The 21,490-nt window shown below is 67.4% G+C and carries 18 protein-coding genes and 3 pseudogenes; 6 read left to right on the top strand and 15 right to left on the bottom strand.

What is annotated here, in order from left to right; genetic code table 11:
• Positions 1 to 20 precede the first annotated feature (20 nt).
• The 11 genes and pseudogenes from DL544_RS14100 to DL544_RS14150 form a co-directional block, all read right to left on the bottom strand.
• Positions 21 to 1,292: a glutamate-5-semialdehyde dehydrogenase gene (locus tag DL544_RS14100; protein WP_065178257.1), complete on the bottom strand. Its 1,272-nt coding sequence runs from the start codon at positions 1,290 to 1,292 to the stop codon at positions 21 to 23.
• Positions 1,289 to 2,446 carry a glutamate 5-kinase gene (gene proB / locus DL544_RS14105; RefSeq protein ID WP_065186042.1) on the bottom strand — a complete coding sequence of 386 codons (1,158 nt, stop codon included), beginning with the start codon at positions 2,444 to 2,446 and terminating at the stop codon, positions 1,289 to 1,291. Before proB ends, DL544_RS14100 begins: the two co-directional genes overlap by 4 nt.
• An 11-nt stretch (positions 2,447 to 2,457) precedes the next feature.
• A complete protein-coding gene (locus DL544_RS14110) occupies positions 2,458 to 2,721 on the bottom strand; it encodes a YciI family protein (protein ID WP_065178255.1) in 264 nt (87 codons plus the stop codon).
• Entirely contained in the window at positions 2,721 to 4,016 is a 1,296-nt protein-coding gene (gene argH / locus DL544_RS14115) for an argininosuccinate lyase (RefSeq protein ID WP_065178254.1), read from the bottom strand. The genes DL544_RS14110 and argH overlap by 1 nt, the downstream gene beginning before the upstream one ends.
• Before the next feature lie 20 nt (positions 4,017 to 4,036).
• The gene (argC, locus tag DL544_RS14120; RefSeq protein ID WP_065178253.1) at positions 4,037 to 4,990 is read right to left on the bottom strand and encodes an N-acetyl-gamma-glutamyl-phosphate reductase; all 954 of its coding nucleotides are present in this window, start codon (positions 4,988 to 4,990) and stop codon (positions 4,037 to 4,039) included.
• Positions 4,987 to 5,589 (bottom strand): GNAT family N-acetyltransferase, encoded by a 603-nt coding sequence (locus tag DL544_RS14125; protein ID WP_065186041.1) that lies wholly within the window; start codon positions 5,587 to 5,589, stop codon positions 4,987 to 4,989. The genes argC and DL544_RS14125 overlap by 4 nt, the downstream gene beginning before the upstream one ends.
• Before the next feature lie 3 nt (positions 5,590 to 5,592).
• Positions 5,593 to 6,921, bottom strand: a complete 1,329-nt coding sequence (locus DL544_RS14130) for an acetylglutamate kinase (protein ID WP_065178251.1) — start codon at positions 6,919 to 6,921, stop codon at positions 5,593 to 5,595.
• Positions 6,922 to 6,997: 76 nt separating this feature from the next.
• The gene (locus tag DL544_RS14135) at positions 6,998 to 8,086 is read right to left on the bottom strand and encodes an acetylornithine deacetylase (RefSeq protein ID WP_139727395.1); all 1,089 of its coding nucleotides are present in this window, start codon (positions 8,084 to 8,086) and stop codon (positions 6,998 to 7,000) included.
• A 160-nt stretch (positions 8,087 to 8,246) separates the two neighbouring features.
• Positions 8,247 to 9,439: pseudogene (locus DL544_RS14140) on the bottom strand (argininosuccinate synthase).
• A 67-nt stretch (positions 9,440 to 9,506) separates the two neighbouring features.
• Positions 9,507 to 10,516: pseudogene (locus tag DL544_RS14145) on the bottom strand (N-acetylornithine carbamoyltransferase).
• A 319-nt stretch (positions 10,517 to 10,835) separates the two neighbouring features.
• Positions 10,836 to 11,399: a glycine zipper 2TM domain-containing protein gene (locus DL544_RS14150; RefSeq protein WP_065178248.1), complete on the bottom strand. Its 564-nt coding sequence runs from the start codon at positions 11,397 to 11,399 to the stop codon at positions 10,836 to 10,838.
• Positions 11,400 to 11,584: 185 nt separating this feature from the next.
• On the opposite strand from DL544_RS14150, the gene cysS reads away from it, so the two are divergent.
• Genes cysS through DL544_RS14165 form a run of 3 tightly spaced genes read left to right on the top strand, consistent with a single transcriptional unit; the run spans position 11,585 to position 14,712 of the window.
• A complete protein-coding gene (gene cysS, locus DL544_RS14155) occupies positions 11,585 to 12,961 on the top strand; it encodes a cysteine--tRNA ligase (protein WP_139727396.1) in 1,377 nt (458 codons plus the stop codon).
• Positions 12,962 to 13,015: 54 nt separating this feature from the next.
• Positions 13,016 to 13,468: a SufE family protein gene (locus tag DL544_RS14160; protein ID WP_005417717.1), complete on the top strand. Its 453-nt coding sequence runs from the start codon at positions 13,016 to 13,018 to the stop codon at positions 13,466 to 13,468.
• Positions 13,465 to 14,712: an MFS transporter gene (locus DL544_RS14165; RefSeq protein WP_005417718.1), complete on the top strand. Its 1,248-nt coding sequence runs from the start codon at positions 13,465 to 13,467 to the stop codon at positions 14,710 to 14,712. The genes DL544_RS14160 and DL544_RS14165 overlap by 4 nt, the downstream gene beginning before the upstream one ends.
• A 605-nt stretch (positions 14,713 to 15,317) precedes the next feature.
• On the opposite strand, the gene dksA is transcribed toward DL544_RS14165, so the two are convergent.
• On the bottom strand, positions 15,318 to 16,544 hold the full coding sequence (gene dksA / locus DL544_RS14170) for an RNA polymerase-binding protein DksA (protein ID WP_065186037.1): 1,227 nt from the start codon (positions 16,542 to 16,544) through the stop codon (positions 15,318 to 15,320).
• Between the two features lie 271 nt (positions 16,545 to 16,815).
• On the opposite strand from dksA, the gene yidD reads away from it, so the two are divergent.
• From yidD to DL544_RS14185, 3 genes are read left to right on the top strand one after another with little or no spacing between them, the layout of a single operon-like run.
• Positions 16,816 to 17,070, top strand: coding sequence for a membrane protein insertion efficiency factor YidD (yidD, locus tag DL544_RS14175; protein ID WP_005417723.1), 255 nt, complete (start codon positions 16,816 to 16,818; stop codon positions 17,068 to 17,070).
• 1 nt (position 17,071) lies between these two features.
• On the top strand, positions 17,072 to 18,418 hold the full coding sequence (locus DL544_RS14180; protein WP_139727398.1) for a dihydroorotase: 1,347 nt from the start codon (positions 17,072 to 17,074) through the stop codon (positions 18,416 to 18,418).
• On the top strand, positions 18,418 to 19,266 hold the full coding sequence (locus DL544_RS14185; RefSeq protein WP_065186035.1) for a M23 family metallopeptidase: 849 nt from the start codon (positions 18,418 to 18,420) through the stop codon (positions 19,264 to 19,266). The genes DL544_RS14180 and DL544_RS14185 overlap by 1 nt, the downstream gene beginning before the upstream one ends.
• An 87-nt stretch (positions 19,267 to 19,353) precedes the next feature.
• Here DL544_RS14185 and DL544_RS14190 read toward each other — a convergent pair whose 3' ends face one another.
• From DL544_RS14190 to ubiG, 3 genes and pseudogenes are all read right to left on the bottom strand, one after another.
• Positions 19,354 to 20,058, bottom strand: coding sequence for a squalene/phytoene synthase family protein (locus DL544_RS14190; protein WP_065196619.1), 705 nt, complete (start codon positions 20,056 to 20,058; stop codon positions 19,354 to 19,356).
• Positions 20,059 to 20,069: 11 nt separating this feature from the next.
• A pseudogene (locus DL544_RS14195) lies at positions 20,070 to 20,764 on the bottom strand (phosphoglycolate phosphatase).
• Entirely contained in the window at positions 20,761 to 21,477 is a 717-nt protein-coding gene (ubiG, locus tag DL544_RS14200) for a bifunctional 2-polyprenyl-6-hydroxyphenol methylase/3-demethylubiquinol 3-O-methyltransferase UbiG (RefSeq protein WP_049412667.1), read from the bottom strand. Before ubiG ends, DL544_RS14195 begins: the two are co-directional and overlap by 4 nt.
• Positions 21,478 to 21,490: the final 13 nt, after the last annotated feature.

Consider the following 21,490-nt stretch of genomic DNA (forward strand, 5'->3'; position numbering starts at 1 on the left):
CACGCATGGCGTGGTTCCACTTATGTGCGCGTCTGCCCTTCGCCACGCACCACGAAACGTTCGACGGTGAGCGCTTCCAGACCCATCGGGCCATAGGCATGCAGGCGCGTGGTGGAAATGCCGATTTCGCTGCCCAGGCCCAGCTGGCCACCATCGGAGAAGCGCGATGAGGCATTGACCATCACCACCGCCGAGCGCAGCGCAGTGACGAAGCGCTCGGCATGGTCGGCGTCTGCGGTCGCGATCACTTCGGTGTGGTCGGAGGTATAGCGGCGAATGTGCGCGATGGCCGCATCGAGGTCGTCCACCACGCGCACGGCCAGCACAAGGTCGAGGAACTCGGCGGCGTAGTCCTCCTCGGTCGCCGCCGTGCTGCCCGGCAGCAGCGGCTGCGCCTGCGCATCGGCGCGCAGCTGAACGCCACGCTGGCCAAGCGCCTGCGCCACGCGCGGCAGGAAGGAATCGGCTACGTCACGGTGTACCAGCAGTGTCTCCAGCGAATTGCAGGCGGCTGGCCGGCTGCACTTGCCATCCACCAGCAGGTCGATAGCCTTGCCCAGGTCGGCGCTGGCATCCACGAACAGATGACAGACACCCTTGTAGTGCTTGATCACCGGTACCCGCGCATGCTCGGCAACGAAACGGATCAGGCCTTCGCCACCGCGCGGAATCGCCAGGTCGATCAGCTCATGCAGCTGCAGCAGTTCCAGCATCGCCTCGCGGCGCAGGTCAGTCAGCACGGTCACGGCGGCCGGCGGTACCCCGTTGGCCTTCAACGCACCGGCGAGTGCCTGCGCGATCGCGGTGTTGGAGTGAATTGCCTCGGAACCACCGCGCAGGATCACGCCGTTACCCGCCTTCAGGCACAGCGCCGCGGCTTCGGCGGTCACGTTCGGGCGCGCCTCGTAGATCATCGCGATCACGCCCAGCGGCACGCGCACCTTCTGCACGCGGATGCCGTTCGGGCGCACGTCATCGCGGGTGACCTCGCCGACAGGATCTGGCAATCCGGCCACTTCGCGCACGGCTTCGGCCATCGCGAACAGGCGCGGCGGGTCCAGTGCCAGACGATCGAGCATGGCGCTGCCCACGCCCTTCTCGCGCGCGGCGGCGAGGTCACGTGCATTGCCGGCCAGGATCAACCCTGCATTCACTTCCAGCGCCTGCGCCATCGCCAGCAGCAGCGTGCGTCGTGCCGCGCCGTCGAGGCCGGCAACGATCTGCGCCGCATCACGGCAGGCACGCGCCTGCGCTTCGATCTCGCTCATCGGTGTGTCCTTCAAACCGGTCATGGCAGCACCAGATCGTCGCGATGGACGACGCTGCCGCCGTAGTTGTAGCCGAGCACGGCCTCGATGTCGCGCGAATGGCGGCCGGCGATCCGGCGCACATCATCGGCCGCGTACTGGCTGACGCCGCGCGCGACGCAGACACGGCCCTGCGGCGCGTTCCAGCACACCTGCACCATGTCGCCACGGCGGAACACGCCCTCTGCACCGGTGATGCCACCGGGCAGCAGCGAGGCGCCCTTCTCGCGCATCGCCTGTGCCGCACCGGCATCGATGACGATCACACCCTCGGCCAGCGGTGCATGCCGCAGCCAGTGCTTGCGGGCGGCCTCGCGGCTGCGTGCGGCATGGATGCGGGTGCCGAACAGGCGGTCCTGCGCCAGCGCGCGCACCACGTCACCGCTGCGGCCATTGAACAGATAGGTTTCGATGCCCAGGCGTCCGGCCTTCGCCGCCGCCTCCAGCTTGGTGCGCATGCCGCCGGTACCGGCGCGCGAGCCGGCGCCGCCCGCCATCGCCAGCACCTCGTCACCCAGTTCCGGCACGTCGTGCAACGGCCGCGCATCGGCCACGGTGCGCGGGTCGGCGCTGTACAGGCCATCGATGTCGGTGGCGATGAACAGCGCATCGGCGTCGACCAGCGCCGCCACGGTGGCAGCCAGGTTGTCGTTGTCGCCGAGCTTGAGCTCATCCACCGACACGGTGTCGTTCTCGTTGACCACCGGCAATGCGCCCAGGCGCAACAGTTCACTCAACGTGGCGCGTGCATTGAGGTAGCGGCGGCGGTTGCGCAGGTCGTCGTGGGTCAGCAGCACCTGCGCCACCGGGCGCTCGAAGAAGCGCTGCCAGAGCCCGATCAGCTGGGCCTGGCCGAGCGCGGCCAGGGCCTGCCTCGCCGCCATCGCCGCGCCAGGCTCATCGGCCCGAGGCAGGATTGCGCGCCCGGCAGCGACCGCGCCGGAAGATACGATCACCACCTCGCGCCCGGCCAGGAGATTGGCCGAGACGAACTGCGCCAGGCCCAGCGCGTGGCGTGGCGACAGGCCGCCGCCATCGGCTGCCAGCAGGCTGCTGCCGACCTTGAGCACCGCACGCCGCCACGGCGGCAGCACCTGTTCGGGGAACGGCGAGGCGACAAGGGCAGCGTGCTGGATCATCGGTCAGGCTCTCAGCGGGTGTTCCATTCGTGCACGGTCAGGTCGGAGGCCTGCATCGTCACCAGTGGATCGGTGGCGACGATGGCCCGCGCCTGCGCCAGGCTGTCCACGTTGCACAGCACGTAGGCGCCACCGCTGCCATCGGCGAAGCCACCGGTCAGCTGCAGCTTGCCCTGCGCCTGCAACGCATCGAGGAAATCACGATGCGGCTGCACCGCTGCATCGTTGAAGTCCGGCCGGCGCATCGCCAGCACCAGATACACCGTGGCCGCCATCAGGACAACGCCTGCCAGCGCGCGCGAAGTTCGTCCAGGCGCAGGTCAGCGGCCGAGCCCGGCGATACACGCGCAGCCAGGCTGCCTTCCGGCGTGCGTCCCTGCCCTGCACTGTCGGCACCGGCCGCAGCGGCCTTGTAGGCCTCGCGGAACGGCACACCGGCCACGGCCGCTTCCACCGCCACGTCGGTGGCATACATGCCCGAATCGATCGCCGCACGCAGCCTGTCGTCGCGCCATTCCAGGTTGGCCAGCAGCGCCGGCAGCAGCTCCAGCGCGGCCAGGCCACGGCCGAAGCCGTGGAAGATGGCACCCTTGGACGACTGCAGGTCGCGATGGTAGCCGGACGGCAGCGACAGCAGCTGCTCGATCTCGGTGCGCGCAGCGGCGACGCTGGCGTGGGTGGCGCGCATCAGCTCGATCACATCCGGATTGCGCTTGTTGGGCATGATCGAACTGCCGGTGGTGTACTGCGCCGGCAGCGCGACGAAGCCGAACTCGGCGCTGGTGAACAGCGACAGGTCCCACGCAATGCGGCGCAGGTCCAGCGTGGCGCCACCGAGCGCTTCCAGTGCAGCCAGCTCGAACTTGCCACGCGACAGCTGCGCGTAGATCGGCGAGATCTGCATGCGCGCGAAGCCCAGCGCGGCGGTGGTGTGCTTGCGGTCCAGCGGCAGGTTCACGCCGTAGCCGGCAGCGGTGCCGAGCGGATTGGCATCGACCAGTGCATGGGTGTCACGGGCGCGGATGGCGTTGTCGATGAAGGCCTCGGCCCAGCCCGCCCACCACATTCCGGCCGAGGACACCACGGCACGCTGGATGTGGGTATAACCGGGAATCGGCAGGTCCTTCTCGGCCTGCGCGCGGTCCAGCGCGACCTTTGCCACTTCGGTGCTGAGCTGGGCAACGCGCTGCAGCTTCTCCTTCAGCCACAGGCGCGTGGCGACCAGGATCTGGTCGTTGCGGCTGCGGCCGGTGTGGATCTTGCGACCCGCATCACCAAGGCGTTCGGTCAGGCGCGCTTCGATCGCCGAGTGGCCATCCTCGTACTGCGTATCCAGCACGAAGCGGCCTTCGCGGAAGTCCTGCGCCAGGATCTCCAGTTCGCGCAGAAGTCCGGCAAGCTCATCGGCACTGAGGATGCCGATGTGCTGCAGGCCCTGCGCATGCGCGGCGCTGGCAGCGATGTCATGCAGGAAGAACTCGCGGTCGAGGATCACGTCGTCGCCGGCGAGGAAGGTCTGGATCTGGGCGTCGACGGCGACGCCGGGCTTCTGCCAAAGAAGGTCTGCCATGGGGGCTCCGGAATGCGTGTTCAGTGCGGGATCGACGTCAGTTCGTCGATGCCCAGCGCGAGGTTGAGGTTCTGCATGGCCTGGGTGGCCGCGCCCTTCAGCAGGTTGTCCAGCGTCGCCACCACGACCACGCGCTTGCCGCCCGGCGCGAGCGTGAAGCCACCGACCTGGGCACCGTGGCGGCCGGCGATGCGGCTGACCCACGGCGCTTCGTCCAGCACTTCGATCAAGGGTTCACCGGCATAGGCCTGCTGGAAGCGCTCGACGATCTGCTCACGGGTCTGCACGCGGTTCAGCCACAGGTTGGCGGTCAGCGTGATGCCACGGAAGTGCGGCGCGACGTGTGGCATGAACTCGACCGCCACGCCCAGCTGTACGGACACCTCGCGCTCGTGCACGTGGTTGGTCAGCGCGTAGGGCATCAGGTTGTCGGCCAGCAGTTCGACGTTGTTCTTGTCCGACGGCGTAGTACCGGCACCGGAGTAGCCGGAGACACCGAAGCACTGCGGCGGACCCGCCAGCAGGTCCAGCAGCGGATGCACCGCCAGCTGCATCGCGGTGGCATAGCAGCCCGGGTTGCTGATGTGCTTCTGGCCGTTGTACCGGCCGCGGGTCAGCTCCGGCAGGCCGTAGTACCAGCTGTTGTCGAAACGGTAGTCGGCCGAGAGGTCGACGATGACGGTGTCCGGCTTCGCGGTTTCAAGCGCAGCCACGAACGGCGCGGCCAGGCCGTTGGGCAGGGCCAGGATCACCGCGTCCACGCCCTTGGCCGCCACCGCATCGGCGTCCAGGTTTTCGTACTGCAGCTCGCCCTGGAATTCCGGGTGGTGGTCGGACAGGCGCTGCCCGGCGCGCTCGCGCGAGGAGACGAAAGCCAGCTTCAGCCGCGGGTGGGCGGCCACCAGCTTGATCAGCTCGGCGCCGGTATGGCCGCGGGCACCGACGATGCCCAGGGTGAAGGTCGAATCGTTCATGCGTGACTGTCCAGGCGGTACTGCAGGTGGCGCTTCACGCCCTGCCATTCCGCATCGATGATGGAGAAGATGACGGTGTCGCGCGGCGTGCCGTCGGCGTGCCGCTTGTGGTTGCGCAGCACGCCATCCTGCTTGGCGCCGAGGCGGGCGATGGCGGTGCGCGAGGTGACGTTGAACCAGCTGGTTTCCAGCACCACGCTGATGCAGCCCATGGCCTCGAAGGCGTGCTGCAGCAGCAAGAGCTTGGCCTCGGTGTTGGCGCCGGTGCGCTGCACGCGCGGCGTGTACCAGGTGTAGCCGAGGCTGAGCTTGGGCACGCTGGCATCCATGTCGTAGAAGCGCGTGCTGCCGATGATGTCACCGGCGGCGTCGCGGATCACGAACGGCAGCACCTTGCCTTCGGCGTGCGCCTGCAGCGCGGCCTGTACATAGTGCTCGACCTGCTGCGGTGACGGCACCTGGGTGTACCAGAGCTGGTCCAGGCCGCTGCCTTCGAGGGCAGCGCGCAGGCCGGGGACATGCTCAAGCTGCAGCGGCTGCAGCGCCACGTGCTGGCCGCGCAGGGTAGGCACCGTGTTCCAAACGTCAGGATTGGTCATCGCTCAGCCCTGCAGGCTCGGTGCGCGCTGCGCGCAGTGGTCGACATAGGTCTTGATCCGGTCGATGCCATCGGCGCCGAACCAGAACACTTTCCAATGGTCCTGCTTGTAGCAGCCATCGGACTCGGCGTAGTAGAAGTGGTTGATCGGGTTGCCGTGGCGCGAGCGCCAGAACAGCTGCGGTGTCTCCTCCAGCATCACGTTCCAGACCGCGCGGCCCAGGCCTTCGCCCTGCGCGTCGTCGAGCACGGCGAACTTGTCCAGGTACACGCCTTCGGCCTCGTCGGTGAGGATCACCGCAGTGCGGTAGTTCTCGCTGACATAGGCACGCAGCAGCCTGGTCTTTTCGAAGTAGTCCGGCACCAGGGTGCGGCCGAAGCTGGATTCGATCAGGCCCTTCAGCCGCGGCAGGTCGAGCTCGCTCCAGGCGGTGGCGCGCAGTACTTTCTCACCCTTGCGCACCAGCGTGCCCGAGCCCTTGTGGGTGAACAGTTCCTTGGCCAGGTCGGCCGGACGCGTGATCGACACCGACGATTCCAGCGGCAGGCGGTCGAGCAGGTCCTTGATCTGTTCGATCTTCACCTTCATGCCACCGTGGATCCACGGCTGCGCGATCAGGTGGTCGTATTCGGTGGACAGGTTGATCGAATCGATCACGTTGCCCGCCTCGTCCAGCAGGCCACCGGTGCCGGTCAGGAAGATGATCTTGTACGGCTGCAGCTCCTGCACCAGCTCGTTGGCGGCGAAGTCGGCGTTGACGTTGAGGATCTGGCCACCGGCGGTTTCACCCAGGCTGGTGATGACCGGGATCGAGCCGGCACGCAGGCTGGCCTCGATCGGTGCCAGGTTGACCTTCTTCACCTCGCCGACCAGGCCGTAGGTGTCCACGTCCAGGTACTCGGCCTCGAACACGCCACCGGTGATCGAGGTGGCACGTGCGCCGTTCTGCTGCAGCGCCTCGACCAGGCGCAGGTTGGACTGCTGGAACACCCGGCGCACGATCGCCAATGCTTCCGGCGAAGTCACGCGCAGGCCGTTCACGGTCTGCTTCTCGATGCCGGCCGCCGACAGCTCGGCATCCAGCTGCGGGCCGGCGCCGTGCAGCACGATCGGGGTCAGCCCGACTTCCTGCAGGAACGACAGCGAAGAGGTCAGCGCGTCGAGATCGTCGCGCAGCACCGCGCCGCCGACCTTGACCACGGCGAAGCGCTTGGCATCCAGCTGCGAAAAGCGCTTGAGGTACTGGCTGATCTCCTTCGCGCTGGCCATGCTGGAAAGCAGGCGCACGATGGTCTGGCGGGTCTGGCGGTGGGGCTGGAGGGCAGGAGACATTTCGGTTTCGTCACAGGCGGCGGTCGCCGCGTTGCAGTTCCGCCATGCCCGGGGCATGGCGGCGTTGTGGGGTCGATCAGGCGCCGGCGGTGATGATCCGGTGCACGGCGTGGGTATAGCGCTGCAATTGGTCCAGCGTCACGAACTCATCGGCGGTGTGTGCCTGGGCGATGTCACCCGGGCCGAATACCAGTGTGGTATAGCCAGCGGCCGAGAACAGCGACGCCTCGGTCCAGAAATCCACGGCATTGCCGATCGGCAGCTCAAGCGCGTCGGCCACATCGCGCGCCAGCAGGCGGCGGTTCTCGGCCTCGGCGATGTCACCGGCGGGCAGGCTGGGACCACGGAACGTCTCGGTGAACACGGCGGCTTCCGGCTCGGCGAAACCGGCGAAGGTCGCCAGAAGGCCATCGATGTCCATCGACGGCAGCGGGCGGAACCCGAAGCGCACCTCAGCAGCCGGTGCGATCATGTTGGCCTTGATGCCGCCTTCGACGCGGCCGATATTGAAGCGCAGGCCGGTCAGTCCGCCAAAGCGCGCCGAAGCCAGCGATTCCACATGATCCAGCGCGCGGTTTCCCCAGCGCATGGCCTGGTGCAATGCGCTGGCGGCCGCATCCTGCTTGCCCGAGGCGTGCCCTGCCCGCCCGGCGAACTGCATCAGCACCGAGCTGATGCCACGATGCGCCAGCACCGCTTCGCTCATGGTCGGTTCGGCCACGAGTACGGCTTCATACGGCAGGCCACGGGCCAGGAACGCGGCGATGCAGCGCGGGTCGTTGGCTTCTTCGTCGCTGGAGAACAGGAACGCGGCGTCGCCATCGCTGGCGTTGGCCGCCGCCACCAGTGCAGCGGCGGCGCCCTTGATGTCACACACGCCCAGGCCGACCACACGGTCGTCCAAGCGCCGCATCACATGCGGATCGGCACTCCAGTGCGGCGAGTCCGGTACGGTATCCAGGTGCACGTTGAACAGGTACTTCGGCGTCCCACGCACGGCGTACAGGCTGACCGCACCCGCGCCATGGTCGATCACCTCGACGTTGAAGCCAGGCAGGTTGTCGCGCAGGTAATCGAAGATGCCACCGGTGGTGATCGCACGCGGCGGGTTGCGGGTGTCGAACGACACCAGAGCCTGCAGGTGATCGAGCGTCTGTTCAAGCATGTGTCTGAATATCCGTAGGGTTTGAGATCGGTAGTGCCGGCCGCTGGCCGGCTGCGCAATGATCCAGCCGTGCCACGAGCCGGCCAGCGGCCGGCACTACCCTCCATTGACGCTGCGAAGCGCCGGCCAGCGGCCGGCGCCCCCGTCACAGGTCAACCGCTCAGCGGTTGACTTGCGCGTAAAGCGTCGAACTCATGCCGAACAGCTTGATGAAGCCCTCAGCCTCCTCCACGCCCCAGTCGGCCGATTGCGCGTAGGTGGCGCCCTTGGCGTTGAGCAGGTGCGGCGACTTCACCGCCACTGCATCGACGCGGCCGCCGCGGGTTTCCAGCACCACTTCGCCGTTGACCTTGGCCTGCGAGGACTTAAGGAAGGCCTCGATGTCGGTCTTCAGCGGGTCGTGGTAGAAGCCTTCGTACACCAACTCCACCCACTTGCGTGCGACGTCCGGCTTGAAGCGGTTCTGCTGCTTGGTCAGCACGGCATCTTCCAGCGCGCGGTGCGCGGCCAGCAGCGAAACCAGGCCCGGGGCCTCGAACACGATGCGACCCTTCAGGCCGATCACGGTGTCGCCGGTGTAGACGCCGCGGCCAACGCCGTACGGGGCGAACAGCTTGTTGAGCTGGGCCAGGATCTGGTCGCCCGGCAGCGCCTTGCCGTCCAGTTCCACGGCTTCGCCTTCAACGAACTTCAGGGTCACGGTCAGCGCCTGTTCCGGCCATTCGCTGCGCGGCGAGCACCAGCCACGCGCGCCTTCACCCGGGGCTTCCCAACGGTCGATCTCACCGCCGGACATGGTCACGCCCAGCAGGTTCTCGTTGATGGTGTAGGCCTGCTGCTTGGCGCGCACGCCGAAGCCGCGCTCTTCCAGGTACTTCTGCTCGTAGGCGCGGGTCTGGGTGTGTTCCTTCTGGATCTCGCGGATCGGCGCGATGATCTGGTAGTCGCCCAGTGCCTTCACAGCCAGGTCGAAGCGGACCTGGTCGTTGCCCATGCCGGTGCAGCCGTGGGCGATGATGTGGGTACCCAGCTCGGCAGCACGCTTCAGCGCGGCATCGACGATCAGGTAGCGGTCCGAAACCAGCAGCGGTACTGGCCCTGGTAGCCTTCGCCGGCCCACACGAACGGCTTGACGAAGCCTTCCCAGATGGCCGGGCCACCATTGACGGTGACGTGGCTGGTCACGCCCAGTTCGGCGGCGCGCTTCTCGATGAAATCGCGCTCTTCATCATCCACGCCACCGGTGTCGGCGAACACGGTGTGCACGTTGTAGCCACGCTCCTGCAGGTACGGCACGCAGAAGCTGGTATCCAGGCCGCCGGAGAAGGCGAGAACGACGTCTTTGTTGCTCATGGGGGTCAGGTCCACTTGGGGGATGGGAATTCGGTAGAGCCAACCGCTGGTCGGCTGAAGTGTTGGATCAGCGCCCGGCAACCGCGGCCATGATCGCCTTCTGCACGTGCAGGCGGTTCTCGGCTTCGTTGATGGCGATGCACTGCGGCGAATCCATCACCGCATCGGTGGCCTTCACGTTGCGGCGCAACGGCAGGCAGTGGCTGAACACCCCGTTGTTGGTCAGCGCCATCTTCCGTTCGTCCACGATGAAGTGCTTGAACTGGTCACGGATCGGCTTTTCCGGTTCCCAGTTGCCGAAGAACGGCAGCGCGCCCCAGCTCTTGGCGTAGACCACGTCGGCGCCTGCGTAGGCGCTGTCGATGTCATGGCTGATCTTCAGCGAACCGCCGCTCTCGGCCACGTTCTGCTCGGCCCAGCCCATGTAGCGGTCGTCGAGGATGTAGTCGGCGGTCGGGCACAGCAGGGTCACGTCCATGCCCATGCGGGTGGCGATGGTCAGCGCCGAATTGGCAACGGCAGTGTTCAGCGGCTTGGGGTGGTAGGTCCAGGTCAGCACGTACTTCTTGCCGCGCAGGTCCTGGGTGCCGAAGTGCTCCTGCAGCGCCATGATGTGGGCCAGCTCCTGGCACGGATGGGTGATGGTCTCCATGTTGATGACCGGCACCGGCGAGTACTTGGCGAAGCTGTTGAGGACGATGTCCTGGCGGTCGTAGGCCCAGTCGACGAACTTGGGGAACGCGCGCACGGCGATGATGTCGCAGTAACGGCCCAGCACCTTGGCCACTTCAGCGATGTGCTCTTCGGTATCGCCGTCCATCACCGTGCCGAGGTTGAACTCGATCGGCCACGCATCCTTGCCGGCTGCAGCACCACCGCGTGGGCGCCGAGCTGGAACGCGCCCAGTTCGAAGCTGGTGCGGGTGCGCATGGACGGGTTGAAGAACACCAGCGCGATCGACTTGCCCTTGAGCTGGTCGCCGAGCTTGTTGCGCTTGAACAGCGCGGCCTGGGTCAGCAGCGCGTCGAGATCGCTGCGGCTCCAGTCCTGGGTGTTCAGGAAGTGCTTGGGGGACATCATCTTTCCTTGCGTGGCGGCGCCGGGTTCGACGCAGTGGAAGGGAAAAGCAGGAACCAAAGGTGGAGCGAAAAGGTTGCAGTTGCAGCTTTCAGAACGCAGAAACGAAAAAACCCAGCCGGCGGGCTGGGTTTTTTTCGGACGAACAGCAAAAAGCTCCGGTTACCCAGCGAGAATGTGGGGTTCCGGTCGACGCGCACGCGAGGTCATGCCAGACGCCTGTCGGGCTGCGCTGCTGTCGTGCTGGAAGTCGGTGAGCTTCATGGCCGAATATCTTTGCATGCGGCCGTGACCGGCGCAAGGGGCCGGGGTCGCAGAATCAGGGATTGCCGGCGGCGCCCTGCTCCGGACCGACCCAGGGGGTGATCGACACCCGGATCTTGAGCCGGTTGCCGGGGTCTTCCGGCAGCCGCGAGCGGTACTTGGTGCCCTTGTAGACGTAATCCACGTCGTAGGCGATGGGCCGGCGGAATTCACGCCCCACCGGCACGATGCGGCAGTCGCGGGTCAGCATGGGGCCGTTGTTGGCCGGCGCCGGGGCCGGCGACTCGGTTCCGACCTCCTCAACGGCCTCCTCGTCACTGCGCTTGAACATCGAGCGCACCGAGTCCCAGAAGCGGCTGATCCGGCCCTTGTCCTCGACCGGCTCCTCGCCGGTCACGTTCACCGGGGCCAGGGTCCGGGTCGACACCGGCTCGCAGTGCTCCTCGGTGCGGGTCGCGCGCAGGGTCTGGAACACGGGTTCGACGTTCAGCACCTGCGCGTAGTCGAACTTCACGTTCTCCACGATCACCACCCGGTTGCGGGGCTCGGCCTCCTGGGCCAGCACCACGGCGGGCAGCGCCGACAGGTAGGCCAGGGTCAGCAACGCGGTGGATTTCATTGGCGACGGGAGCAAGGACACGGCAATAGTGTAGGCAGTGGCGAGCGCAAGGGCTGAACATTACCCGTCCACGCTGCTCCTGCCCACCCCACCCGGAGGAACCGGCGTCCACCGGTGGCAGCCAGTGCCCCCAAAGGGGGCCGACACGTTCTAAAATCACAGGCTTGTCCCCCAGCCACAGCCCCATGACCCTGCGCCTGCACAACAACCTGACTCGCCAGCTCGAACCGTTCACTCCGCTCGACCCGGCCTGTCCGACCCTGTATGTGTGCGGCCCCACGGTCTACAACTACGTGCACATCGGCAATGCCCGTGGCCCGGTGGTGTTCGGGGTGCTGGCCGATCTGCTGCGGCGCCGTTTCGGCGCGCTGCGCTACGCCCGCAACATCACCGACGTGGACGACAAGATCAACACCGCCGCCCGCGAGCAGGGCGTGCCGATCAGCACCATCACCGGCAAGTTCGCCGCCGCCTACCGTGAAGACATGGCCGCGCTGGGCGTGGTACCGCCGGACATCGAACCGGAGGTGACCGCGCACATTCCGCAGATCATCACCATGATCGAGCAGCTGATCGCCAACGGGCATGCCTATGCCGCCGAGGGCCACGTACTGTTCGCAGTGGCCAGCTTCGACGGCTACGGCAAGCTCTCGCGCCGCGACCCCGACGAAATGCTGGCCGGCGCCCGCGTCGACGTGGCCCCGTACAAGCGCGACCCGGGTGATTTCGTGCTGTGGAAGCCGTCCAGCGACGACCTGCCCGGCTGGGCGTCGCCCTGGGGCCGTGGCCGCCCGGGCTGGCACATCGAGTGCTCGGCGATGGCCGCGGCTCACCTGGGTGAGACCATCGACATCCATGCCGGCGGCGTCGACCTGCAGTTCCCGCACCACGAGAACGAGCTTGCGCAGAGCGAATGCGCCCACGGCGGCAAGATCTTCGCCCGCTTCTGGCTGCACAACGGCATGCTCAACTTCGGCGGCGCCAAGATGAGCAAGTCGCTGGGCAACATCGAGCGCGTGCATGATCTGGTGCGCCAGCATCCGCCAGAAGCGCTGCGCCTGGCCCTGCTGTCGGCCCACTACCGGCAGCCGCTGGACTGGTCCGATGCGCTGATCGAACAATCGGTGCGCACCCTGGACCGCCTGTACGGCACCCTGCGCGAACTGGCGTCGATCGAGGCCACGGCAGTGATTCCGGCCACGGTCGAGGCGACCCTGGACGACGATCTCAACACCCCACAGGCGCTGGCCGAAGTGGCCCGCATCGCCGCCGATGCGCGTCGTGCCACCGACCCGGCCGAGCAGGCGCGCCTGAAGGGTGAACTGCTCGGCGCCGGCCTGGCACTGGGCCTGCTGCAGGCCGATCCGGCGCAGTGGTTCGGCACCGTGGCCAGCGATGACGGCGACGATGCCCGCATCCAGGGCCTGATCGACGAGCGCGCCGCGGCCAAGAAGGCACGCGACTTCGCCCGTGCCGACTCCATCCGCGACCAGCTGGCCGCCGAAGGCATCGTGCTGGATGACACCCCGCAGGGCGTTCGCTGGTCGCGCAAGCGCAGCTGACCTGCCCTGCCCCGTGGCCGGTCCGCCGGCCAGGCCCCCACCGTAGAGACTGTTGTGACCGACTCCCCGTTCCCGCTTGAATCCACCGCCGCCGAGGCCCAGACCGCCATCGCCGAGGAATTCGGCTTCTTCGGCGACTGGTCCGAGCGCTACCAGTACCTGATCGACCTCGGCCGCAAGCTGCCGGCCTTCCCGGAAGAATGGAAGACCGAAGAGCATCGCCTGCTCGGCTGCCAGTCGATGGTCTGGATCGTGCCGGAAGGCAACGCGCAGTCGCTGCGCTTCCATGCCATCAGCGATTCGGCGATTGTCTCCGGCCTGATCTTCCTGGCGCTGCGCGTGTACTCCGGGCGCTCGGCGCAGGAGATCCTGGCCACCGAACCGAGCTACATCCAGGACATCGGCCTGGCCCGCCACCTCTCGCCCACCCGCAGCAACGGCGTGGCGGCGATGCTGGCGTTCATCCGTGAGACGGCGCAGGCGCAGCTGCAGCGCGACCCGTCGTGAGCGAGCCCGCCACGGCCGAAGACAGTGCACTGGGCCTGCTGTCCCGGCCCGGTTTCGCCAGGCTGCTGGCCTACCGCATCTTTGCGATGCTGTCCTACCAGGTGGTCGCGGTCACTGTCGGCTGGCACATCTACGAAGTCACCCGCAATCCGTTCTCGCTGGGCCTGATCGGCCTGGCCGAGGTCGTGCCGTTCTTCTGCGTGGCTCCGTTCGCCGGTTACCTGGTGGATCACCTGCCGCGCCGTCGGCTGGGCATGGTCGCCTGTTGCGGGCTGATCGCCACTGCACTGGTATTGACCAGCGTGGCCATGGGCTGGTTGCCGATTGACGGCGTGTGGCCGATCTACGCGGCCATCGCGCTGACCGGCATGGTCCGCGCCTTCCTGTCGCCGATCTACAACGCCTTGTTCGCCCGCGTGCTGGCCCGTGACCAGTTTGCCCGTGGCGCCGGCCTGGGCGCGGTGGTGTTCCAGGCCGGCATGATCGCCGGCCCGGCATTGGGCGGCGTGCTGGTCGGCTTCGGTGGCAAGGGCCTGTCCTACGCGGTGGCTACGGCCTTTGCGCTGGTGGCGATGGCCTGCCTGGCCACGCTGAAGGTGGAAGAACCGGTGCATACCGGTCCGGCCGCACCGATCTTCAAGAGCATCGCCGAAGGCGCGCGCTTCGTGGTCGGCAACCGGATCATGGTCGGCGCGATGGCGCTGGACATGTTCTCGGTGCTGCTGGGCGGCGTGGTAGCGATGCTGCCGGCGTTCCTGCACGAGATCCTGCACCACGGCCCGGAAGGCCTGGGCATCCTGCGCGCGATGCCGGCGCTGGGCTCGGTGTGCGTAGGCCTGTGGCTGGCGCGCCACCCGCTGCACCGCAATGCCGGCCGCGTCCTGCTGTTCGCGGTGGCCGGCTTCGGCCTGTGCGTGATCAGCTTCGGGTTGTCGCAGCACTTCTGGCTGTCGGCGCTGATCCTGCTGTTCTACGGCGCGTTCGATGGTGTCTCGGTGGTGATCCGCTCGACCATCCTGCAGTTGGCTACGCCGGAAGAGATGCGCGGTCGCGTATCGTCGATCAACGGCATCTTCATCAGTTCGTCCAACGAGCTGGGCGCGTTCTATGCCGGCACGATGGCGAAGCTGCTCGGCCTGGTGCCGGCGGTGGTGCTGGGCGGATTCGCGGTGCTGAGCGTGGCCGGGATCACCGCGTGGAAGAACCCAACGCTGCGGAAACTGAATCTTCGCGACCTGCAGTGAACCTGTAGAGCCGAGCCCATGCTCGGCTGCGTATTTCCGTGCGCCCATGAACCGGTAGCGCCAGGCCATGCCCGGCGGGCTCTTTCCGCGACCGCGGTGGGATGTAGCTTTCTTTGCTCGTGCAAGGAAAGTAACCAAAGAAACGCTCCGCCATCCGCGAGCCGGCGCTGCGCGCCGGTGCCCTGTGCTCCTCGGTGAATCAGGGGACCGCGCGGAGAGCCAGCCGACTAGCAGTCGGCTCTACAGGATAGAGCGGCCTCTTCGCCCCTGATTCCCCTGCGGTGCTCGGCTCGCTACAAGGCGGACTCAACAGCCGCAAGCACGCATGACCGCTCCTGTCGGCCTGAGCAGAGCGTGGACTCGGCTCTACATCGGCCGCGCACGCAGGAAACCGTCGAGAGCCTGCGGGTGGGTACGGGCGGGACCGTCCGCGGCATGGATGCCGCGGCCGAGCTTACAGGGATGTACTTGCAGCGTGTCCTGCCCGGACCCACCCGCAGGCTCCACCCGATACCCGCAAGGCGCTGCTCTACACAGCCAACACGAACCCAACAAAAAACCCGGCCGAAGCCGGGTTTTTCGCATGACCAGACAACGAACTGGAATCAGTCGCCCTGCTGCTTCTGCAGGTGCTCCCAACGCTCCTGGGCGTCGATGGTGCGCTCGGCGGTCAGGCGCGCTTCCAGGCGCTCCAGGCCGATTTCTTCGCCGGTGTCGACGCAGTACCCGTAGTCGCCGGCTTCCAGGCGCTTCAGGGTGCTGTCGATCTTGCCGATCAGCTTGCGGTAGCGGTCGCGGGTACGCAGTTCCAGCGAGTTCTCGGTCTCGCGGGTCGCACGCTCGGCTTCGTCGCCGATGTCACGCACTTCCTCGCGCAGGTTCTCGATGGTCTGCTTGGACTCTTCCACCAGGTCCGCGCGCCAGTTCTGCAGGCGCTGGCGGAAATACTCCTGCTGCAGCGAGCTCATGTATTCCTCTTCCGAGGACGGCTTGTAGCCAGCCGGCAGGATCGGGCGGCCAGTGGCCTCGTCGGTCTTGTACTCGACCACCTTGTACTTGCTGCGCGGGGCCGGTGCTGCCGAGCGGGCGGCGACGGCCACGGCAACCTTGCCGACAGGGCGCGACACGGTCTTCGGGGCGGAATCGGATTTCACGGCGGTTTTGGCAGGCGATTTCGAAACGGGCACGGGATTCTTGGATTGCGGGGCCTTCGAAGCGACAGGAGCGGCGGCCGGGGCCGGCGTTGAGGCCGGCTGGGCTGCCGCCACTGCCACGGTCTTGGCCGGGACAGGCTTGGCCGGAGCCGGCTTGGCAGCAGGCTTCGGTGCGGACTTCACTACTGGGGCCGGGGTCGGCTTTGTGGCCGGCGCGGCAACGTTCTTGGCAACCTTCTTTACAGCGGCGGGCGTGGCGGCCGGTTTAGCCGCAGCGACCTTCTTTGCTACGGGCTTGGCGACCGGCTTGGCTGCAGCCTTCTTCACCACCGCCTTCGGCGCTGGCTTGGCGGCTGCCTTCCTGGCCACCGGCTTGGCGGCGGCCTTCTTCACCGGCGCAGCCTTGCTGACGGTCTTCTTCACCGGCGCCTTCTTGCTGGCAGCGGCTGGCTTGGCCTTGGCGGGCGCAGCGGCCTTCTTCGCCACCGGCTTGGTTGCCTTGACCGGCGTTTTCTTTGCGGTGGCCTTCCTGGCCGCCGGTTGCGAGGACGCTGCCTTGGTCGCCGGCTTGCTGGCCGGCTTCTTGGCAACGGGCTTTGCCGCCAACTTCTTCACAACAGGCTTGGCGGTTTTCTTGGCGGCCGTTGCGGCCTTCTTTGCAGTTTTTTTAGCAGCCACGAAACGCTCTTCCTTGGATTCCCCGGGGCCCGGGAAAGCGGGCCTTTATAGCCTACCCGACCCGCAGCAGCAACCTTGGCACCCTGCTCCATTCAGTCCTGGAGTCAAGGTGCCCAAGTGGCAGTCCGACGAACACGGACCGCCTTGCGCGGTACGGAACCTGGCCAACACCCGCGGGTGCTGGTACCGGTCGCAGGCCATCGGCGACATGCGACCAACGGCCCATCCTGCACAAATGCGGCCTTCATGCCAACTGGCATAAGATGACTGGGTGATCTCGCGCCTGCTCATTGCCCTGCTGCGCTTCTACAAGCGCTTCATCAGCCCCCTGCTGGGGCCGCGCTGCCGTTTCGTGCCGAGCTGTTCTGAATACGCGATGGATGCCATCTCCCGGCACGGGCCGCTGCGCGGCAGCTGGCTGGCTGCGCGCAGGCTGGGCCGCTGCCATCCGTTCCACCCCGGCGGCTTCGATCCGGTGCCCGAATCCACCCACGCCCCCTCTTGCCGTTGCACAGGAAAACACTGACATGTCCTCCACCCTCATCACCAACGCCCGGATGGTCAACGAAGGCCGCACCTTCGACGGCGACCTGCGCATCGAGAACGGCCGCATTGCGCAGATCGGCAACGGGCTGGCGCCGCGCGACGGCGAGCAGGTGGTGGACGCCGCCGGGCGCTGGCTGCTGCCCGGCATGATCGACGACCAGGTGCATTTCCGCGAACCGGGCCTGACCCACAAGGGCGACATCGCCAGCGAATCGGCCGCGGCCGTGGCCGGTGGCCTGACCAGCTTCATGGACATGCCCAACACCAACCCGCCGACGCTGGATTCGACCATCCTGGAAGCCAAGTACGAGCTCGCGCGCGGCCGCGCCTGGGCCAACTACGGCTTCTACCACGGTGCCAGCAATGACAACCTGGACGCGATCCGTGCGCTGGATCCGAAGAAGGCGCCCGGCGTGAAGGTGTTCATGGGTGCTTCGACCGGCAACATGCTGGTCGACAACCCGGAAACGCTGGACGCGATCTTCCGCGAATGCCCGACCCCGATCATCACGCACTGCGAAGACACGCCGATGATCGATGCCAACCTCAAGGCCTTCCAGGAAAAGTACGGCGATGCGCTGACCCCGGACATGCACCCGGACATCCGTTCGCGCGAAGCCTGCATCAAGTCGACGCGCCTGGCGATGTCGCTGGCACGCAAGCACGGCACCCGCCTGCATGTGCTGCACATCTCCACCGCCGATGAGCTGGCGCTGTTCGAGAAGGGCCCGCTGATCCGCGCCGATGGCAGCCGCAAGCAGATCACCGCCGAAACCTGCGTGCACTTCCTGCACTTCGCGCGTCCGGACTACGCGACCAAGGGCAACCTGATCAAGTGCAACCCGGCGATCAAGGAAGTGTCCGACCGCGAGGCAATCACCGCTGCGTTGGCCGATGACGTGCTGGACGTGCTGGCCACCGACCACGCGCCGCACACCTGGGAAGAGAAGCAGAAGCCCTACGCGCAGGCACCGTCGGGCCTGCCGCTGGTGCAGTACGCGCTGGTGGCCGCGCTGGAGCGGGTGCACGAAGGCAAGCTGACCCGCGAGCAGGTGGTGCAGAAATTCGCACATGCGCCGGCGCAGCTGTTCGACGTGGAAGAACGCGGCTTCCTGCGCGAAGGCTACTTTGCCGACCTGGTGCTGGTGGAGGACGTGCCGTTCACCGTCAAGCGCGAGGACGTGCTGTCCAAGTGCGGCTGGTCGCCGTTCGAGGGCACCACTTTCCGCTCGCGCATCGCCTCCACCTGGGTCAACGGCCAGCAGGTGTGGGTCGGCAGCAAGCTGGTGGGTGAACCCGCCGGCCAGCGCATGACCTACGACCGCTGATGCGTTCGGCACTGATGCTCGGGGCGCTGCTGCTGGCCGCGCCCCTGTTTTCCACTTCCCGGGCGCAGGCGCAGGATGGCATCGGCAGCCTGATCGACAGCCGCGTGGTGTTCCCGGCCAGTGCGTCGCAGGGCGCGCTGGTGATCGGCAAGGTACCCGCCGGCAGTCGCGTGCAGTATGCCGGCCGCCAGCTGCGGGTAAGCGGCTACGGCAGCGTGGTGTTCGGCATCGGCCGCGACGAGAAGGGTCCGCTGCGCGTACAGGTGCAACGCCCCGATGGTGGCAGCGAGACCGCGACCATTGCGGTGACGCCGCGCGACTGGCCCACCGAGCGGGTCAACGGGGTGCCACCGAAGACGGTCAATCCGCCGGCGGCGATCGCCGAGCGGATCAAGCGCGAACAGGCGCAGGTGACCGCCGCACGTGCCCGCGATGACGACCGCACCGACTTCACCCAGACCTTCATCTGGCCGGTACAGGGCCGCATCAGCGGCCGCTTCGGCAATGCGCGCGTCTACAACGGGCAGCCGGGGGCCGGCCACTCCGGCATGGACATCGCGGTGCCGACCGGCACCCCGGTGAAGGCGCCGGCGGCCGGCATCGTGACCTTCGCCGGTCCGGACCTGTACCTGACCGGCGGCACGCTGCTGCTCGACCACGGCTTCGGGATCAGCTCCAACTTCCTGCACCTTTCGCGCATCGACGTAAAAGTTGGCGACCGTGTGGAGCAGGGCCAGGTGATCGCTGCCGTCGGCGCCACCGGCCGTGCCACCGGCCCGCACCTGCACTGGGGCATGAACTGGTTCGACACCCGCATCGACCCGTTGCTGGTGCTGGAACGCAAATAACGGTAGTGCCGGCCGCTGGCCGGCAACCGCATGAATTCTGCAGTGCCCGAGCTGCCGGCCAGCGGCCGGCACTACCAGACAGTTGGATCAACCGCGCGCGGCCCACCACACGCGCAGCAACGTGCGCACCGGGGTGGCTTCGATTGGCTTGCCTGCGGCCTGCGCGGCAACGCGGGCGCGCGCCAGGCTCGACCACACGCGCCGCGGGCGCGGACCCGGCACGCGGCTGCCCCATCCTTTCAACAGGTACTGGGCCCAGCGCTGCGCGGCCGTGCTGGAATCCTCATCCAACAGGCTGCGCGGCACACCGGCCACGCCGGCGTCCTGCAGGCGCTGGGCCAGGGTCTGCAGCTGCACCGCACGACCGGCGCCGGTGCGCGGCTTGTCGGCAAACAAGGCCGCTTCCACTGCGGCCACGGCGTCGGCGTAATTGGCCAGCGCACGCTCGGCACCGGCTGCATCCAGCGCAACGGTACGCGCTTCAACGAGGTCCGGCAGTGCTTCGGCCAGTTGCACCCACGGCGCACGCACCGGCTCCAGCAGACGGCCCAGCGGATGGCGCGAACGATGCCCTGCCCAGCTGCGCAGCTCCTCGCCCCACCACGCCAGCTTGGCATCGGCGGGCAGCGGATCGCCGCTGGTGTTGAGCATGTCGTCGAACTCCTGCAGCAGCGCAAACCACGCCACTGCGAGCTCGCGTTGCGGTTCGGCCACGAACGGGGCGGCCACCGACCATTCCGGCCAACGGCTGCGCCACTTGTCGAGGAAACTGTCCAGCGCGGTACTGCTCACTACGGGATTCCTTACGGCTGGGCCGGGGCTGCCGGCCGGGTCGGCCAGAGACTGGCCAGTTGCAGAAGTTCAGCGTTCTCGACCAGCACGTCGGCCTGCCAGGCCAGCGGATCGTCGCTGTGCAGGCGGTAGCCCCACAGCGCCGCCACCGACGGCATCGCGGCAGCACGTGCAGCGATGATGTCGCGCTCGTCATCACCCACGTACACGCAGTCTTCGGCGGCCATGCCGATGGCCTGCGCAGCGTGCAGCAGTGGAAGCGGGTGCGGCTTGCGCTCGGCCAGGCTGTCACCGCCGACCAGCACCGCACAGCGCTGCTGCCAACCATGCTGCGGCAGGATCAGGCGCGCCAGGTACTCCGGCTTGTTGGTGACGATGCCCCATACCGTACCGGCCTCATCCAGCGCGGCGAGCATGCCGGCCACGCCGTCGAACAGCACCGCGTACTGGCCGATCAGCGCTTCGTAGCGCTGCAGGAATTCCGGGATCAATGCATCGCGCGCAGCGGCATCCAGGTCCGGGAAAGCGGCCCCGACCATCGCGCGCGAGCCCTTGGAGACCACCGGCCGCAGCTGCGCCGGATCGACCGCTGCCCGGCCCGCTCGGCCAGCATCGCATTGCAGGTGGCGACGAAGTCCGGCGCGCTGTCCAGCAACGTGCCATCCAGGTCGAACAGCACCGCACGCGGGAAGCGGGCGGAGGTCATGCCGGCTTGACCGCGTAGGCCAGGTAGTTGATGTCGGTGCGGCTGCTCAGGCGGGCATGGTTGCGCCACGGCTCGTAGGCCATGCCGCTGACATCCACCAGCTGCAGGTCGGCCTCGCGCAGCCAGCGCGCCAGCTCGGCCGGCTTGATGAATTCCTGGTAGTGGTGGGTGCCCCTGGGCAGCAGCCGCGCCACGTACTCGGCGCCGACAATCGCCACCGCGAAGGCGGCCGCGGTGCGGTTGATGGTCGACAGGAACAGGTGGCCGCCCGGCTTCAGCAGGCGCTTGCAGGCGTCGATGATCGCGCCCGGGTCTGGCACGTGCTCGAGCATTTCCATGCAGGTGACCACATCGAAACTGCCCGGTTGCTCGGCGGCCAGATCCTCGGCGGCCTGCACGCGGTAGTCGACCTTGGCGCCGCTTTCCAGCGCATGCAGGCGCGCGACCTTCACCAGTTCCGGGGCCAGGTCGATGGCGGTGACGTCGGCGCCGGCCTGCGCCAGTGCTTCGCTCAGCAGCCCGCCACCGCAGCCGATGTCGAGCACGCGCGCGCCACGCAACGGCACGCGGTCGGCGACGTACTTCAGGCGTACCGGGTTCAGCGCATGCAGCGGCTTCTGCGGGCCGTCAGCATCCCACCAGCGGTTGGCCAGCGCGGCGAACTTGTCCAGCTCGGCCTGATCGAAATTGGAGGAAGCGTGGGGGGCAGTCATGAGGGGTCCTTGC

It is taken from the genome of Stenotrophomonas sp. pho (assembly GCF_006228405.1).
Taxonomy (GTDB): domain Bacteria; phylum Pseudomonadota; class Gammaproteobacteria; order Xanthomonadales; family Xanthomonadaceae; genus Stenotrophomonas; species Stenotrophomonas sepilia.